Raw genomic sequence first — 15,449 nt, forward strand, 5'->3', positions numbered from 1 at the left:
GGCAGTCCTTTCCACGTCGCCCTAGCGGACGATGGTGCCAGTGCGGCGAATTTTGCGCTGAAGTTGCAGCAGGCCATAAAGCAGGGCTTCGGCAGTGGGCGGGCAGCCGGGAACGTAAACGTCCACGGGCACGATCCGGTCACAGCCGCGCACAACGCTATAGCTGTAGTGGTAATATCCGCCGCCATTGGCACATGACCCCATCGAGATCACATAGCGCGGTTCCGGCATCTGGTCATAGACCTTGCGCAGGGCGGGGGCCATCTTGTTGGTCAGGGTGCCAGCAACGATCATCAGATCGGACTGGCGCGGACTGGCGCGCGGCGCGATCCCGAACCGTTCAGCGTCATAGCGCGGCATCGAGGTGTGCATCATTTCAACCGCGCAGCAGGCCAGACCGAAGGTCATCCAGTGCAAGGACCCCGTGCGCGCCCAGTTGATCATGTCGGCGGTGCTGGTCACAAGGAACCCCTTGTCCTGCAACTCGCGGTTCAGGGTCTGGGTTGCAAATTCAGGATCACCGCCAGCGGTATTCGCGCCTGCCACTACACCCATTCCAACGCTCCCTTTTTCCATTCGTAGGCAAAGCCGATCGTCAGCACCCCAAGGAACACCATCATCGACCAGAACCCGACCATGGAAATATCGGCAAAGGCCACGGCCCAGGGGAACAGAAACGCGATTTCCAGATCGAAAATGATGAACAGGATGGCGACCAGATAGAACCGCACATCGAATTTCATCCGCGCATCGTCAAACGCGTTGAACCCGCATTCATAGGCCGACACCTTTTCAGGATCGGGATGGCGCACGGCGACCACGGCGGCGGCCAAAATCAGCACAAGGCCGATTCCAATCGCAAGCCCAAGAAAAATAAGGATCGGCAGGTATTCCCGAAGAAGATCGCTCACGGTGGCAGGCTCCTGTTCAATCGGACCGCACGATATCAGCCCGCATGTTGGGGTCGGGTTTATCCCTGCGCGCCCAAAGGGTCAACGGGCGCAGGGGCGTGTTTTGCGTTTCAATTGCATGAATTGCGCGCACCCGTAACCCTTTCCCATACCCACCTGCCCCACATGACCGCCAGAACGATGATCAGCAGCGCGCTGAACACCATGAACGCCAGTGGTTGCAACAGCCATGTCAGCCCGGCAAACCCTTCGTTCCAAAAGGGCGCGTCGTTTTCATAAGGTTCCCAGCATTGCGGCGAGGCCCATGCGTTGCTGATCGCGCTGAACAGTTTCCAGACCAGGAACGCCCCGCCAATCCAGAACCACGCGCGCCGGTCGTCCAACCCGCGCAGGATCATCCAGACCAGCGGCACGGACACCAGCAGCGACACTGCAAACGTCCCGCCCCGCACCCGATACATATTGGCGATAAACTCGTCCGTCAGCGGTCCGTAACACGCCTCGTTCACGCCAGTGGTGCGGCTTTGCATGGCCAGCGCGACCCAGATGATCGCGGCGGCTGCCAGCGACCACAGCACCAACTGGCCAAAGCTGGCGCGCGTCATCCTTCCCACGGGGGATAAAAGTCGCGCCGGTAAAGACGGCCTTCGTCGGGGGGCAGGCACAGTTGGAACGTGGGGCGTTCGGTGATGCGTTCATACCATTTCGCCACCTCGGGATAGGGATCAAGATGCACGAAATGGCGCGCCATATAGACCGCCTGCCCGACAGAAATATCGGCCGCGCTAAAGCCGCTGGTCAGCAGATAGTCGCGGTTTTCCACCGGCGTGGACAGCCGCCCTTCGATCAGTTCCAGACATTTGCCGATCCGTTTTGCCTCAAGCTGCATGACGGTTGGGCTGCGCATGTAATCCTCGCGCAGGATGATGTGTTGCTGGGTCAGCGCGGCCACATGCTGGCTGACGGTTTCGGCAAAATGCACCCAAACCAGCCAGTCCATCCGGTCCAGATCATCGACGTCACGGCCCAACGCAAATTCGTCAAACCGTTCGCACAGGTATTGTGTGATCGCGCCGGTTTCGGTCATCACCTCGCCGTCAATTTCCAGAACCGGAACGCGCCCCAACGGGTTGAGCGCGCGAAAGGCATCCATGCGCAGGGTCTGATCGAACGCATAAAGGGCAACTTCGAAATCAAGTTCCAATTCGTGCAGTAACCAAAGCGTGCGCATTGATCGGGTCTGGTGACAGTGGTGCAGGCGGATCATGTGCCCTCGCTTTCGCCCTCCAGCGTAACAAGCGTGGCACCGGCTGCAACCTGATCGCCCGGTTTGGCCGCCACTTCGGCCACAACCCCGTCGCGGGGCGCGCGCAGCACATATTCCATCTTCATCGCTTCAAGCACGCACAGGCGATCGCCCGCTGCCACGCTGTCACCCGCTGCCACGGCCACCGATTGCACGAGGCCCGGCATCGGCGCGATCACACGGTCGCCGCCCGCTGCGGCATCACCGGCGCGGGCCAGCGGATCGGGGATCGTAAACACATAGGTGGGCGCGCCGAAAACGGTGATCTGGTCGCCGTGGCGCAGATGGGCGCGCATCTTGGCATTTGGCCCGACAAGGACCGATTGATCACCCCAAGCCACCGTTGCAGTTTCAGCCTGCACCATGAGAGCCGCTGCAATACCTTCGCCATTCAAGCGCAGGTCAACCGCACGGGTCAGCGGCTCCCACAGGGTAAATCCCACTAGCGGCCCATTACCAAGATCGGCAGCAGCCAAAACCGCCTGCGCGACAACCTCGGGCGGCGCATCGTTCTGCGCCACCAACCCGTCAATGTCGCGTGCAATCAGGCCGGTATCCACGTTCCCCGCGCGAAATCCGGCGTGATCGGCCAAGGCCTTCAGAAAGGCGAGGTTCGTCACCGTGCCCGCCACCTCTGTCGCGCCCAAACCCCGCGACAAGGCACCCAGTGCCGCGTCACGATCAGGGCCATGGGTGATTACCTTGGCAATCATCGGATCATAAAACGGCGTGATCTTGTCGCCGGTTTCCACGCCGCTATCGGCGCGCACCCCGTCAGGAAAGGCCAGATGCGCCAGCGTTCCGGTGGCAGGCAGGAACCCGCCCGCCACATCCTCGGCATAAAGCCGCGCCTCGAATGCATGACCGGTGATGATCAGATCGTTTTGCGTGGCGGGCAGCCCCTGCCCTGCGGCCACGCGCAACTGCCAGTCCACCAGATCAACGCCGGTAATGGCCTCGGTCACGGGGTGTTCGACTTGCAGGCGGGTGTTCATCTCCATGAACCAGAACCCGTCCACGCGCAGCCCGTCCGACCCGTCAACGATGAATTCCACGGTGCCTGCGCCCTTGTAGCCGATGGCCTGCGCCGCGCGCACTGCCGCCGCGCCCATGGCCGCGCGCACAGCGTCGGTCATGCCCGGTGCAGGGGCTTCCTCGATCACCTTTTGATGGCGGCGTTGCAGGGAACAATCGCGTTCAAACAGATGCACGGCGTCCGCACCGTCTCCAAACACCTGCACTTCGATATGGCGGGGGTGCTGGATGTATTTCTCGATCAACACAGCGTCATTGCCAAAAGCGGTGCGGGCCTCGGCCCGCGCGCTGGCCAGCGCCTCTTGGAAATCGGCTGCCGTGTCGACCAGCCGCATCCCCTTGCCGCCACCGCCCGCCACGGCCTTGATCATCACCGGATAGCCGACCTCTGCGGCCTTACCTGCCAACAGCGCATTACCCTGATCGGTCCCGTGATAGCCCGGCACGACCGGCACACCGGCCTGTTCCATCAGCGCCTTGGCGGCGTCTTTGAGACCCATCGCGCGGATCGCCTCAGCGCTGGGGCCGATGAACACCAGACCCGCAGCTTCGACGGCTGCAACAAAATCGGGATTTTCCGACAGGAATCCATAGCCCGGATGGATCGCCTCTGCGCCCATCTCAAGCGCCGCCTTGATAATCCGGTCACCGCGCAGATAGCTGTCGGCAGGCGCGGCCCCGCCAATATGCACGGCGTGGTCGGCCATCCGCACATGAAGCGCTCCCGCATCCGCATCGGAATAGACGGCCACCGATTCCACGCCCAGCGCGCGGGCCGTGCGAATGATCCGGCAGGCGATTTCCCCGCGATTGGCGATGAGGATGCGGGTGAACATCACTCGTCCTTCACCGCCGAATACTTGCGATAGCGGTGGCGGTAGATCAGGTTCGGGCGATCCCCCTCGACCAGATAAAAGATCATGCCAACGGCGACCAACGCATCAGCCAGCAGCAGGAAACTGGGGTCAGTCCCGACATTGCGCGCAAAGGCATAAAGCGTGAACCCTGCCATGATGATCGCAACGATAATCGCCCAAGGCATCCGCGCCCAAAGGCCCAGGCCCGTGAGGATCGGCAGGGCCGCGCCCAACACGATCACCCCCAACGGATAACCCGCGGCACTGAACGCCCAAAGTTTGAACAGCCCCGTCACGATCAGATAGGCGATGATCAGATACAGGATCAACCCCAGATTGCCTTGCGGCAGTGCGCGGGCCTGCTGCGGCGTCACATTCACCCAAGGGATTCCGGAATAGGCATCGGGGCGTTCGTTGTTGTCGGTCATCACATCCTGAACACGCCGAAACGTGTCTCCTTGATTGGCGCATTGAGCGACGCAGCCAGCGACAGCGCCAAAACAGCGCGCGATTTGCGCGGGTCGATCACGCCATCATCCCAAAGGCGCGCTGAGGCATAAAGAGGGTGGGATTGCTCCTCGAACATATCCAGCGTGGGCTGTTTGAATGCCGCTTCTTCCTCGGGCGTCCATTCCCCACCGGCACGTTCGATCCCGTCGCGTTTCACGGTGGCGAGGACCCCCGCCGCCTGTTCGCCGCCCATCACAGCGGTGCGCGAGGTGGGCCATGACCACATGAAATTCGGGGAATAGGCGCGCCCCGCCATGCCGTAATTGCCCGCACCATATGACCCGCCAATCACCATGGTGATCTTGGGCACGGATGTCGTGGCCACAGCCGTCACCATCTTGGCACCATGGCGCGCGATACCTTCGTTTTCGTATTCGCGCCCGACCATGAAGCCGGTGATGTTTTGCAGGAATATCAGCGGGATACGGCGCTGGCTGCACAGTTCCACGAAATGCGCACCCTTTTGCGCCGCTTGCGAAAACAGCACGCCGTTGTTGGCGACAATACCGCAGGCCATTCCTTCGATGTGGGCGAACCCCGTAACCAGCGTGTCGCCAAACCGCGCCTTGAATTCGTCAAACTTTGATCCATCGACGATACGCGCAATCACCTCGCACACATCATAGGGCGTGCGCAGGTCGGCGGGGATCACATCGAACAGATCATCCATGCTTTTGGCAGGCGCATCGCCCGTTGGGCGGGGTTTGATCACGCCACCACAAGACGCCATCGCCTGACGCGCAAGCGCCAGCGCATGGGCGTCATCCTCGGCCAGATAATCGGCCACGCCGGACAGACGCGTGTGCACATCACCGCCGCCCAGATCTTCGGCTGTCACAACCTCGCCCGTGGCGGCCTTGACCAAGGGCGGGCCTGCCAGAAAGATCGTCCCCTGATCCTTTACGATGATCGACACATCGGCCATCGCCGGCACATAGGCACCCCCCGCCGTGCAAGACCCCATGACCACGGCAATCTGTGGAATACCCGCCGCCGACATCTGCGCCTGATTGTAAAAGATGCGCCCGAAATGGTCGCGGTCGGGGAATACCTCGTCCTGATTGGGCAGGTTCGCCCCGCCGCTGTCCACCAGATAAACACAAGGTAACTGACACTGCGCCGCAATCTCCTGCGCGCGCAGGTGCTTTTTGACGGTGATCGGATAATAGGTGCCGCCCTTTACGGTGGCATCGTTGCACAGGACCATGCAATCGACACCGTTGATCTTGCCGACACCTGCTATCAGACCACCACAGGGGGCTGCGCCGTCATACATGCCGTGCCCCGCCGTCGCGCCGATTTCCAGAAACGGGCTGCCCGCATCCAGCAGGTTCGCCACGCGGTCGCGCGGCAACATCTTGCCCCGCGCGACATGGCGGGCACGGGATTTTTCGCCGCCACCCAAGGCAGCGGTTGCGGCAGCTTCGGCCACAACTTCAAGGGCTTGGATGTGCGCATCACGGCTCAACTGCGATACTCCGGATTGTCGTGGTTCAAATCGACACCCTCGCCCAGTGCGCGCCTGTCATTGCCTTCGTTGGGGATACCACCGCGTAAAAGATGCGCCACATGCATCAGGTTCCACGACATGATCGTGGTGTTGCGCTGGGTGAACGCGTTGTCGAAACCGGCGCGCGTGCCGTCCAGGTCATCGCCATAAGACGGTCCCGGCCCCGCTTCGCCGATCCAGCCGCAATCGGCTTGCGGCGGGATGGTATAGCCCAGATGCGACAGGGCAAATCCGGTGGTCATCGCCACATGTTTGATGCCATCCTCGTTGCCGGTGACGATCGTGCCGCCGACCTTGCCGTAAAACACCGACTGGCCCTTGTCGTTCAACTCACCGCTCATCCCATACAGCCGCTCGATCAGCACACGGCAGACGCTGCTTTCCTCGCCCAGCCAGATCGGGGTGCCGATCACCAGAATATCGGCGGCCAGCACGCGCGGCCAGAGGGCGGGCCAGTCATCGTGGTCCCAACCATGTGCGGACATATCCGGATAAACGCCGGGGGGCACATCGTGGGACAGCATGTGGATATGATCGACGTGAACGCCTGCGGCCGCCATGATGTTGGCACTTGCGTTCAGCAGCAGCTTGGTGTGGCTTTCGTCGGGCTGTTTTTTCAACGTAGTGTTGATGAATAGCGCCTTCAGGCCTGTGTAATCCGTCATCCCTCACATCTCCTGAAACATGAACCGCAGGGCAATCGCGCGCTCGGCCGTCATATCAAGTGCGCAGCCTGTGTAGCTGAGCGTGCGCATCGACCCGGCGCCGAATTCCGTATAGGCTAACGCACATTCCGCATCACGAAAGGTAATCCACACGCGCTGCGCGTCCAGCAGCGCACCGGCGCGTACGGCGTATTCCGGCTGGGTCTCGCTGGCGTCCCAGCTGCGGGCGCGATCACGTGTCATGGCGTATTCGACATTCAGCAGTTCATCCCATGCAACGGTTTCCGCCCGCACGCAATTTGACATGCCGAAAGTTGAATAACCGTCCTGTTCGATGTCCATGCAGACGCCGGACTGCACCGCGATGCAGGCCTTGGCGGCATCAAAATCCGGTGCCGCATCAAAACACCCCGCGACCGGTTCCATGTAATGCGAAAGCCGCGCGATGTCGGGTGCCGGTTCGCTTTGGGCGGCACCTGCCACAAGGATCAGGGCGATCGCGGTTCTCACTGCAATTTCTCCATCATCAACGATACTGCCCCGCGATATAGTTCAGCTGAAAGAACTGCCGCGCGGTTTCGCGCATCATGCAGCCGCTAGCCGCAGGCCCGGCAGCAGACCCGAACGGCATCTCGCGGGCCAAGGCCACACCGCAGGTGTCATCACGGTACTTGATCCACGACCGCTGCATCTGGCGCACCGCATCGGTCAGCTGGTTGGGGGCATAGCCCACGTCCATTTCCTGTTCGGCTTGGACCAACCGCAACAGTTCGGCGTAGGTCCGGTTCAGGGTCGCATCCCAAACGGCCGTTTCGTTTTCCTGACACACGCCGATGATCATGTCTGCACCACCACCGTTGCGCTGAATACAGGCATCCGCCTGCCGCCCGACGCAGACCATCGGATCATCCTGAATGGCAAGGCAACGGTCGATCAAATGGGCATCAATCGCGAAGTCCTGCGCCGCGGCGGGCCAAGCGGCAAGGACAAACCCACACACCAGCCATACGCCTGCCATACGCTTTCCATACGCTTTCCATATGGCCATTTACCCCATCGCCCCCATCATCTCGCGGCCCACGAGCATGCGGCGGATTTCGCTCGTGCCCGCGCCGATTTCCATCAGTTTGGCATCGCGGAACAGGCGCGCGACGGGGGCGTCGGCCATGAAGCCCGCGCCGCCCATGGCTTGCACGGCTTGGTGGGCCTGCACCATCGCCTGTTCGCTGGCGTAAAGACAGCAGGCGGCGGCGTCCTGGCGGGTGACGGTGCCTGCATCGCAGGCCTTGGCGACCGCGTAAACATAGGCGCGCGCGGAATTAAGCGCGGTATACATATCAGCGATCTTGCCCTGCATCAGTTGAAAGCTGCCGATGGGCTGGCCAAACTGTTTGCGCTGCGCGAGGTAAGGCATGATTTCATCCAGACAGGCGGCCACGATCCCCGTGCCGATCCCTGCCAAAACAACCCGTTCATAATCAAGGCCCGACATCAGAACGCGCACGCCGCGCCCCTCCTCGCCCAGCACGTTTTCCATTGGAACTTCAACGGCTTGGAACACCAATTCAGCCGTGTTCGATCCGCGCATCCCCAGCTTGTCAAAATGCGGCGAGGTGCTGAAACCCGTCATGGATTTTTCAACGATAAAGGCGGTGATCCCCTTGGCGCCTGCCTGCGGATCGGTCTTGGCGTAAACCACCAGCGTGTCGGCATCCGGCCCGTTGGTGATCCAGTATTTGTTGCCGTTCAGGCGATAGTGATCATTGCGCTTTTCGGCGCGCAGCGACATGGCAACAACATCCGATCCGGCCCCCGCTTCGGACATGGCCAGCGCGCCCACATGATCACCGGAAATCAGTCCGGGCAGATACTTTGCCTTTTGTTCATCATTTCCGTTCAGCTTGATCTGATTGACACACAGGTTGGAGTGCGCCCCATAAGACAAAGCCACAGATGCGCTGGCCCGCGCGATTTCCTCGATGGCGACTGTATGCGCCAGATAGGACATGCCGGACCCGCCCAGTTCTTCGGGAACGGTGATGCCCAGCAGGCCCAGATCGCCCATTTCGCGCCACAGGTCGGCGGGAAAACAGTTGTCTCGGTCAATCGCTGCGGCGCGGGGTTTGACGCGATCCTGTGCCCATGAATGGACCATATCACGCAGGGCGTTGGTATCCTCGCCCAGATCGAACTGCATAGATGCGGTGAACACGGCATTCCTCGCGCTGCGGCTGGGTTAGCGGCGCTTATGAACGCCCCCTCAAGGCCTAAAGCCCTGCGCAGCGGTGGTCAACGACCTTTGCCATCCCCGGCCTGCGTGGCCAGAAGGGCGGCAATCCTGTCCTCGTGGCCATCTTCGGAAAAGGCAAAAAGGCAGCCAAGCAAACGTGTCACAACCTCTTGAAACGCAGCCTGCGCACGCCCTTCGGGGTCACCACCTTCGCCGCCTTGCAGGATTTCGTGGTAAAGGCGCGCCTTGCGCCGCAACTGACGGATTTCATCATAGGCGCGTGCCGCCACGGCCAGATCGCTATCACCTTGATCCGTCATTCTTATTCGGTCCCGCCACTGTTTACCCACACCCGAAACATAGCTGAAAGTGACCTTTAGTATAAAGCCATAAATGGACACCATTGCCTGAAAATTGACTTTAAGGTTAACGGGCAGGATGGACCCGATCTTGGACGCAATCGACAAGGCTTTGCAGCGCAAGGGCATCACTGCCGCTGCGGCCTCGCGGCTGGCCGTTGGTAACCCCTCCCTGATCAAGAACATGCGCGCCGACACGGGCACCGACAAACGCTATAACGCGGCCGCCCTGCAAAAGCTGGCGGCAGTGCTGGACCTTGAATTCTACTTTGGGCCTGAACGCGCGGCGCCGACAGTGCAAGCGGGGTTTGGCGAAGCGGCCACCACCAACCCCACCGGCCCGCGCGAAGCCCTGCGCGCCGGATTCCTGCCCATCCCCTATCACCGCGCCGCAAGCCCGCAGTTTCAGGGCACAGCGCCCGTGGCCCTGTCGCGCGCCTGGGTGGCCGCGCGCGATCTGGTCCCCGAACACCTGAGCTTTGCGCCCGTATTGGACGATGCCATGTCACCTGCGCTGCGCAAAGGCGCGCTGACGCTGATCGACGCCAGCCAGGTCACCCCCGACGGCCAGGGCATTTTCTGCGCGACCGACCGCGGGGTGCTGCATTACGCGCGCCTTGAAACCCCCGCGCCCGATCTGCTGGCCGTCACCCAAGACAACCGCCCCATGCGGGTGCTGCGCGGCGACGAAAAGGTGCCCTATCGGATTTTGGGCAAGGTCGTCTGGGTCTGCGACAGCGCGGCCTAGCCCGCGCCCGGTCACTTGCGCCACAAGGTAAGGCGCACCTGACTTGATCAGATGCTGAAATTTGCGCTAGCCTGACCCCATTAATGACCTGTGCGGCGAAATCCATGCCACACCCACTCACATTTTATAGCGCCCATTCGGGCAACAATTTCATCCCGGCTATGAACACGCGTTTGGCGTGCGATGCCCTATTTTAAAATAAGGAGTTTCCACCATGCCCACGTCCATTGGTTCACAGGTTACTGAATACGACATCTTCGACGGCGAATTTTATGTCCTCGAAGCAGATGACACCATTTTCTCGCCCGGTGATGGAATAACCTCCGATGCAGCGGCGGTCGAGATGGACCTGCTTGTTCTGGGCGACGTCTACGCCGAAGTAAGCGCGCTTGAAATCGGTGGGGAAAACTCGGACGTCATTGTCGGCGCCGAGGCCTATCTGGCGTCGCAATCGCAAGGCGTCATTTTTCTGACAACATCCGACGGGTCGTCCCTTGTTAACCACGGCACGATTATCTCGTTTGAAAATATAGGCGTTCAGGCAACCTTTACTGTCAGCGATGGTTTCGGCTTCCAGAATTACGGCAGCATCCAGGGCTACACCTACGGTGCCTATCTGGGGCTTGAAAACGGGATCGGCGTCAATCACGGCACGATTTCGGGGGCTGTGGGCCTCTATTTTGACGATGGTAACGCTGATTTCATCAACTACGGGGACATCATTGGCGATCCGCCCTCGAACACCGTCACATATACCGGAAACCAGGCTGCCGTCTATTTTGGCTCCTTCGCAAACAACATCAAATTCACCAATTACGGCACCCTCAGTGGCGCTGACACTGCAATCGAAAACAACAACGCGAACCTAATCACAATTAACAATCATGGCCTGATGGTCGGCAACGTCATGCTGGGCGAAAGCATTCAGACGTTCAAGAACCATGACGGGGGTGCGGTGACCGGAAACGTCGATCTGGGCGGTGCGAACGATGTGTATTTCGGCTATGGAACCGCAACTGTGGCGGGGTCGATCCTTGGCGGTGGCGGCGTCGACACGATCTATGGTGGCGATGGAATCGACACGATTTACGGCGGCCTTGACGGCGACGACATCAAAGGCCGCGACGGCGAGGATCTGCTGGCCGGCGACGAAGGCGATGACCTGCTGCGTGGCGGTGAAGGCGATGATTTCATGTATGGCGGCGACGATCGAGACACCTTGTTCGGTGGCGACGGCGAGGATTCCATGTGGGGCGACGATGGCATTGACGTGCTGCGTGGCGGCAACGGCAACGATGCCCTGTTTGGCGGCGCGAGCGGTGACGATCTGTTCGGCGGCGCGGGCGATGACACGTTGGACGGCGGCGCTGCGGCGGACGAGCTGTTTGGCGGCGAAGGCCATGACGTTTTGATCGGCGGCGATGGCAATGATGACCTGAAAGGCGGCGCAGGTGACGACGACCTAAGTGGTGACGGCGGCCAGGACGAAATCTGGGGCGGCGACGGCGACGATCTGATCGACGGCGGATTGGCCACTGACACGATCTATGGCGGCACCGGCAATGATGATATTCAGGCCGGCGCGGGTCTTGATCTGGTTTATGGCGGTGACGGCGACGATGTGATCAACGGCTTTGGCGGATCGGATGATATCTTTGGGGGGCGCGGCGACGACACGATTGATGGCGGCACCTTCAACGACGAAATCTATGGCGGCGATGGCAACGACACGATCGACGGCGAAGGCGGTGTCGATGTGCTGAACGGCGGCGCGGGCGATGATATGCTGACCGGGGGCCTTGCCGGGGATACGTTCGTGTTCAACATCACCAACGGCAACGATACCGTGACGGACTTTAACGCCGGCCTTGATTTTCTTGACCTGTCGGCCTTTAGCGCCGCGACAATCGGCGCGGTTCAGGCGGCGGGCACTGACACGAACGACGGTTGGCTGCTGGACCTTGCGGCACTGGGCGGCAGTGGCTCGGTTCTGGTCATCGGAACTGTCGAAGCCGATCTGACGCTTGGCAACCTGATCCTTTAGGGCGCGGCAGCCTGATAGACTGCGCTGACTTCGGCGCGGATGATCCGCGCGATCTGGGCGCAATCCTCAAGGCTAAAGGTCAGCGGCAGCCGCAGATCAATGATCCCCGCCAGCACACGGTCGCTGGCGGGCATTGGTGTGCTTGGGGCATAGCGCCAACTGTCATAGCGGCTGGTAAAACCCGCGGGTTCAGCCGCGCCAAACCATTTCAATTCGACCCCGCGATGCAGGCAGCGCGCGATCACATCGCGCACGGCCCCGGCTGACCAATCCAGCAGCAGAAACTGAAAGGACGAAGCGACAAAGTGTTCCTTTGCGGGGCGGTCAATCAGGGTCAGCCCCGATGTGTCAGCCAGCCCCTGTTCCAGCACAGAGTAGCGCGCATTCCACTTCGCTGCCTGGTCGTCCAGACGGCGCAACTGCGGACGCAGGATCGCGGCGCGCAGGTTGTCCATCCGCCCCGACACATTGGGCATTTCGTATTTGATATCTTTGAAGGTTTCGGGCGGGGGCGCTGCGCGGTGACGTTCAAACAGCATATAGCTGCCAGACAACATGATCGCGCGCGCCATGCCTTCGGCGTCATCAGTGACCAGCAAGCCACCCTCGCCGGAATTGACGTGTTTGTAGGTCTGTGTGGAATAGCAGCCAAAGCGGCCATGCCGCCCGCTGGGCACCCCGTTCCATGATGCGCCCATGGTATGCGCGCAATCCTCGATCACCGTCACGCCAGCCGCGTTGCACATCGCCATAAGCGCATCCATGTCACAGATATGCCCGCGCATATGTGACAGCAACAACACCTGCGCCTGATCCAGCTTGGCGGCCAGATCATCCAGATCAATCACCAGATCGGTCGTCACCCCCACAAACACAGGCACCGCGCCAAGGCTGGCAATCGCGCCCGGAACAGGGGCCAGCGTAAAGGCATTGGTCAGAACGTGATCGCCTGCTTTGACACCACAGGCACGCATGGCCGTGGTCATCGCATAGCCGCCCGATGCCACCGCAAGGCAGTATTTCGCCCCGACCTGCGCGGCGAATTCTTCTTCCAGCAGCGCAGCCTCGGCGACCTCCCCCGCAACGGTGTTATAACGGTGCAAACGTCCGCTTTGCATCACGGCCAGTGCGGCGGCGATCGCCTCGTCCGGGATCGGTTCCTGCTGGGTGAAGCTGCCTTTGAAAATCTCGCTCATGGCGCAACATTGCGGCGGGCTTTGGCGCGCGTCAATGGCTGCGATGTCGCAAACGAACATGCGCGCAGGCATGGGCGTGGCAAGGCTGGCCATATGACACCGCTTGACCTGATCCACGACCTGCACTGGGCCGCCCTGCCCGCCCCCGTGCAGGCACAAACCAAACTGGCGCTGCGCGACCTGATCGGCGTGGCCGCAGGGGGCATGGGCACGCGCCTGTCAGCCATGATCCGCGCCCATGCCGCCGACCAGTTCGGCGGCGCTCAACCGATGCTGTTTGATACCCGCAGCGCCAGCGCGGCGGGTGTGGCCCTGGCCACAGGCATGACGATTGACGCATTGGACGGACACGACGGGTTCAATCCCTCCAAGGGGCATATCGGTTGCCCCCTGTTCGCCGCGATGCTGCCCGTGGCGCATGAATGTGGCACGTCAGGGCAGGAATTCCTCGCAACCCTTGCCATGGGCTATGAATTCGGTGCGCGCGCCGCCATCGCGCAGCACGCCACCTGCGCCGATTATCATACATCGGGCAGTTGGGGTGCGGTTACGGCGACGGCGGCCTGCGCGCGCCTGATGGGGCTGACGCGCGACCAGACGCGCCACGCGCTGGGGATCGCCGAATACCACGGGCCGCGCAGCCAGATGATGCGCTGCATTGATCACCCCACCATGGTCAAGGACGGGTCAGGCTGGGGCGCGATGGCGGGAGTTCTCGGCGGCATATCTTGCCAAAAGCGGCTTTACCGGCGCGCCTGCCATCACGGTCGAGGACGCGCCGCAATACTGGGCCGATATCGGCACGCGCTGGTACGGGCTGGAACAATACTACAAACCCTACCCCGTCTGCCGCTGGGCGCAGGCCCCGATTGAAGGCGTCTTGGCCCTGCGCCGCGCCCATGGATTGAATGCCTCCGACGTCACGCGCATCACCGTCGAGACGTTTCACGAGGCGGTGCGCCTTGCCACGGCAACCCCGCAAACCACTGAAGATGCACAGTATTCCACGTCATTCCCCTGCGCCGTGGCACTGGTGCGCGGCGACGTCACGCCCGCAGACATTACCGATGATGCGCTGTGCGATCCCGAAATCCTGCGCCTGTCACAAACATTGGTCATGACCGAAGATACCGCCGCCAACGCCGCGTTCCCCAACACCCGCCTTGCGCGGGTGACGCTGGAATTGGCGGACGGGCGCGCGGTGCAAAGCGATTGGATGCAACCGCGCTGGGACCACACCGCGCCGCCCACACCCGATGAACTGGCTGCGAAGTTTCACACCTACGCTGGTCCCGTTCTGGGGGATGCGCGAACATCGGCGATTGATGCGGCGATCAGCGCGCTTGATACTGCGCCGCTGATCGCCCTGACTGATCTGTTGTTTCAGCCAATCAAACCCTGAACCATCGCGGGCAAGTCCCTGAAATGATCCAGCAAACCGTCCGGTTTCATCGCGATCACATCCGCCTTGGCAGGGCCGAACGTGACCAGAACTGACGGCACACCGGCATTGCGCGCGGTGCTGTGATCCGTCGCCGTGTCGCCAATCAAACAGCAGCGGGATACATCACCCCCGGCACGGCGCACCGCCTCGAACAGATGTTCGGGATCGGGCTTGCGCACTGACAACGTATCCGCCCCGATGAGCGAGGCGAACGCACCGCGCGCGCCCAGGCGCCGCAACAGGGTATCGGCCAGCCCTTCGGGTTTATTCGTTGCAATTCCAACGGCATAGCCATTTTCCCGCAGGGTTTCCACGGCCTCCATCGCGCCATCATAAAGGACGGTGTGCCTGTCGATATCACGGCTATATGCGTCCAGCAGCAGCGGATACTGGCGCAGGATTTCATCCTCGCCAAATCCGTCCACGCGCGAAAACCCCAAGGTCAGCATCGCCCGCCCGCCCTTTAGCGCTGTGCCCGCATCCACCACCGGATCAAGCAAATCGCCCAGGCCCAGTCCGCGAAAGCAACTGTTGGCCGCCGCAATCAGATCGCCGCTTGTATCGGCCAATGTGCCGTCCAGATCGAAAATGACGGTGCGCATCGGCCCCTCCGTTTGCGGTTTCACGCCATCTG

Annotated in this window: 18 protein-coding genes; 4 read left to right on the forward strand and 14 right to left on the reverse strand. The window is 61.4% G+C overall.

The window, feature by feature from the left end:
- Window positions 1–21: 21 nt before the first annotated feature.
- From SJY21_RS04410 to SJY21_RS04465, 12 genes are all read right to left on the reverse strand, one after another.
- Entirely contained in the window at window positions 22–555 is a 534-nt protein-coding gene (locus SJY21_RS04410; RefSeq protein ID WP_148055816.1) for an NADH-quinone oxidoreductase subunit B family protein, read from the reverse strand.
- The gene (locus tag SJY21_RS04415; RefSeq protein WP_377506746.1) at window positions 546–911 is read right to left on the reverse strand and encodes an NADH-quinone oxidoreductase subunit A; all 366 of its coding nucleotides are present in this window, start codon (window positions 909–911) and stop codon (window positions 546–548) included. The genes SJY21_RS04410 and SJY21_RS04415 overlap by 10 nt, the downstream gene beginning before the upstream one ends.
- Window positions 912–1,021: 110 nt before the next feature.
- Complete coding sequence (locus tag SJY21_RS04420) at window positions 1,022–1,516, reverse strand: hypothetical protein (RefSeq protein WP_377506749.1); 495 nt, start codon at window positions 1,514–1,516, stop codon at window positions 1,022–1,024.
- The gene (locus SJY21_RS04425; RefSeq protein ID WP_377506752.1) at window positions 1,513–2,178 is read right to left on the reverse strand and encodes a glutathione S-transferase family protein; all 666 of its coding nucleotides are present in this window, start codon (window positions 2,176–2,178) and stop codon (window positions 1,513–1,515) included. Before SJY21_RS04425 ends, SJY21_RS04420 begins: the two co-directional genes overlap by 4 nt.
- Window positions 2,175–4,088: an acetyl/propionyl/methylcrotonyl-CoA carboxylase subunit alpha gene (locus SJY21_RS04430; RefSeq protein ID WP_377506755.1), complete on the reverse strand. Its 1,914-nt coding sequence runs from the start codon at window positions 4,086–4,088 to the stop codon at window positions 2,175–2,177. Before SJY21_RS04430 ends, SJY21_RS04425 begins: the two co-directional genes overlap by 4 nt.
- On the reverse strand, window positions 4,088–4,537 hold the full coding sequence (locus SJY21_RS04435; RefSeq protein WP_377506758.1) for a hypothetical protein: 450 nt from the start codon (window positions 4,535–4,537) through the stop codon (window positions 4,088–4,090). The genes SJY21_RS04430 and SJY21_RS04435 overlap by 1 nt, the downstream gene beginning before the upstream one ends.
- Window positions 4,537–6,087 (reverse strand): carboxyl transferase domain-containing protein, encoded by a 1,551-nt coding sequence (locus tag SJY21_RS04440; RefSeq protein WP_377506761.1) that lies wholly within the window; start codon window positions 6,085–6,087, stop codon window positions 4,537–4,539. Before SJY21_RS04440 ends, SJY21_RS04435 begins: the two co-directional genes overlap by 1 nt.
- Window positions 6,084–6,794, reverse strand: a complete 711-nt coding sequence (locus SJY21_RS04445) for a flavodoxin family protein (protein ID WP_377506764.1) — start codon at window positions 6,792–6,794, stop codon at window positions 6,084–6,086. Before SJY21_RS04445 ends, SJY21_RS04440 begins: the two co-directional genes overlap by 4 nt.
- 3 nt (window positions 6,795–6,797) lie before the next feature.
- Window positions 6,798–7,304 carry a lysozyme inhibitor LprI family protein gene (locus SJY21_RS04450; protein ID WP_377506767.1) on the reverse strand — a complete coding sequence of 169 codons (507 nt, stop codon included), beginning with the start codon at window positions 7,302–7,304 and terminating at the stop codon, window positions 6,798–6,800.
- 16 nt (window positions 7,305–7,320) lie between these two features.
- Window positions 7,321–7,812, reverse strand: coding sequence for a lysozyme inhibitor LprI family protein (locus tag SJY21_RS04455; protein WP_377506770.1), 492 nt, complete (start codon window positions 7,810–7,812; stop codon window positions 7,321–7,323).
- Window positions 7,813–7,842: 30 nt separating this feature from the next.
- The gene (locus SJY21_RS04460) at window positions 7,843–9,006 is read right to left on the reverse strand and encodes an isovaleryl-CoA dehydrogenase (protein ID WP_377506773.1); all 1,164 of its coding nucleotides are present in this window, start codon (window positions 9,004–9,006) and stop codon (window positions 7,843–7,845) included.
- 77 nt (window positions 9,007–9,083) lie between these two features.
- Window positions 9,084–9,344, reverse strand: a complete 261-nt coding sequence (locus SJY21_RS04465; RefSeq protein WP_377506776.1) for a hypothetical protein — start codon at window positions 9,342–9,344, stop codon at window positions 9,084–9,086.
- A 118-nt stretch (window positions 9,345–9,462) separates the two neighbouring features.
- Between SJY21_RS04465 and SJY21_RS04470 the strand changes: the two genes are divergently transcribed.
- Together SJY21_RS04470 and SJY21_RS04475 are read left to right on the forward strand one after the other, a co-directional pair.
- The gene (locus tag SJY21_RS04470; protein ID WP_377506779.1) at window positions 9,463–10,131 is read left to right on the forward strand and encodes a helix-turn-helix transcriptional regulator; all 669 of its coding nucleotides are present in this window, start codon (window positions 9,463–9,465) and stop codon (window positions 10,129–10,131) included.
- A gap of 214 nt (window positions 10,132–10,345) precedes the next feature.
- Window positions 10,346–12,175 carry a calcium-binding protein gene (locus tag SJY21_RS04475; protein ID WP_377506782.1) on the forward strand — a complete coding sequence of 610 codons (1,830 nt, stop codon included), beginning with the start codon at window positions 10,346–10,348 and terminating at the stop codon, window positions 12,173–12,175.
- On the opposite strand, the gene SJY21_RS04480 is transcribed toward SJY21_RS04475, so the two are convergent.
- Window positions 12,172–13,371 carry a DegT/DnrJ/EryC1/StrS family aminotransferase gene (locus tag SJY21_RS04480; protein WP_377506785.1) on the reverse strand — a complete coding sequence of 400 codons (1,200 nt, stop codon included), beginning with the start codon at window positions 13,369–13,371 and terminating at the stop codon, window positions 12,172–12,174. The genes SJY21_RS04475 and SJY21_RS04480 overlap by 4 nt on opposite strands.
- A 93-nt stretch (window positions 13,372–13,464) precedes the next feature.
- Between SJY21_RS04480 and SJY21_RS04485 the strand changes: the two genes are divergently transcribed.
- Both SJY21_RS04485 and SJY21_RS04490 read left to right on the forward strand, forming a co-directional pair.
- Window positions 13,465–14,244: an MmgE/PrpD family protein gene (locus tag SJY21_RS04485; RefSeq protein ID WP_377506788.1), complete on the forward strand. Its 780-nt coding sequence runs from the start codon at window positions 13,465–13,467 to the stop codon at window positions 14,242–14,244.
- A gap of 7 nt (window positions 14,245–14,251) precedes the next feature.
- On the forward strand, window positions 14,252–14,773 hold the full coding sequence (locus tag SJY21_RS04490) for a hypothetical protein (protein WP_377506791.1): 522 nt from the start codon (window positions 14,252–14,254) through the stop codon (window positions 14,771–14,773).
- On the opposite strand, the gene SJY21_RS04495 is transcribed toward SJY21_RS04490, so the two are convergent.
- Window positions 14,755–15,417 carry an HAD-IA family hydrolase gene (locus SJY21_RS04495; protein WP_377506794.1) on the reverse strand — a complete coding sequence of 221 codons (663 nt, stop codon included), beginning with the start codon at window positions 15,415–15,417 and terminating at the stop codon, window positions 14,755–14,757. The genes SJY21_RS04490 and SJY21_RS04495 overlap by 19 nt on opposite strands.
- Between the last annotated feature and the right edge of the window lie 32 nt (window positions 15,418–15,449).

The organism is Octadecabacter sp. R77987 (assembly GCF_042466115.1).
Taxonomy (GTDB): Bacteria; Pseudomonadota; Alphaproteobacteria; order Rhodobacterales; family Rhodobacteraceae; genus SW4.

Bases quoted from the DNA above. Each gene is read 5' to 3' on its own strand.
- SJY21_RS04465 (WP_377506776.1), bottom strand. From the start codon at position 9,344: ATGACGGATCAAGGTGATAGCGATCTGGCCGTGGCGGCACGCGCCTAT.
- SJY21_RS04470 (WP_377506779.1), top strand. From the start codon at position 9,463: ATGGACCCGATCTTGGACGCAATCGACAAGGCTTTGCAGCGCAAGGGC.
- SJY21_RS04485 (WP_377506788.1), top strand. From the start codon at position 13,465: ATGACACCGCTTGACCTGATCCACGACCTGCACTGGGCCGCCCTGCCC.
- SJY21_RS04495 (WP_377506794.1), bottom strand. From the start codon at position 15,417: ATGCGCACCGTCATTTTCGATCTGGACGGCACATTGGCCGATACAAGC.
- SJY21_RS04420 (WP_377506749.1), bottom strand. From the start codon at position 1,516: ATGACGCGCGCCAGCTTTGGCCAGTTGGTGCTGTGGTCGCTGGCAGCC.
- SJY21_RS04410 (WP_148055816.1), bottom strand. From the start codon at position 555: ATGGGTGTAGTGGCAGGCGCGAATACCGCTGGCGGTGATCCTGAATTT.
- SJY21_RS04435 (WP_377506758.1), bottom strand. From the start codon at position 4,537: ATGACCGACAACAACGAACGCCCCGATGCCTATTCCGGAATCCCTTGG.
- SJY21_RS04425 (WP_377506752.1), bottom strand. From the start codon at position 2,178: ATGATCCGCCTGCACCACTGTCACCAGACCCGATCAATGCGCACGCTT.
- SJY21_RS04430 (WP_377506755.1), bottom strand. From the start codon at position 4,088: ATGTTCACCCGCATCCTCATCGCCAATCGCGGGGAAATCGCCTGCCGG.
- SJY21_RS04455 (WP_377506770.1), bottom strand. From the start codon at position 7,812: ATGGCAGGCGTATGGCTGGTGTGTGGGTTTGTCCTTGCCGCTTGGCCC.
- SJY21_RS04475 (WP_377506782.1), top strand. From the start codon at position 10,346: ATGCCCACGTCCATTGGTTCACAGGTTACTGAATACGACATCTTCGAC.
- SJY21_RS04480 (WP_377506785.1), bottom strand. From the start codon at position 13,371: ATGAGCGAGATTTTCAAAGGCAGCTTCACCCAGCAGGAACCGATCCCG.
- SJY21_RS04445 (WP_377506764.1), bottom strand. From the start codon at position 6,794: ATGACGGATTACACAGGCCTGAAGGCGCTATTCATCAACACTACGTTG.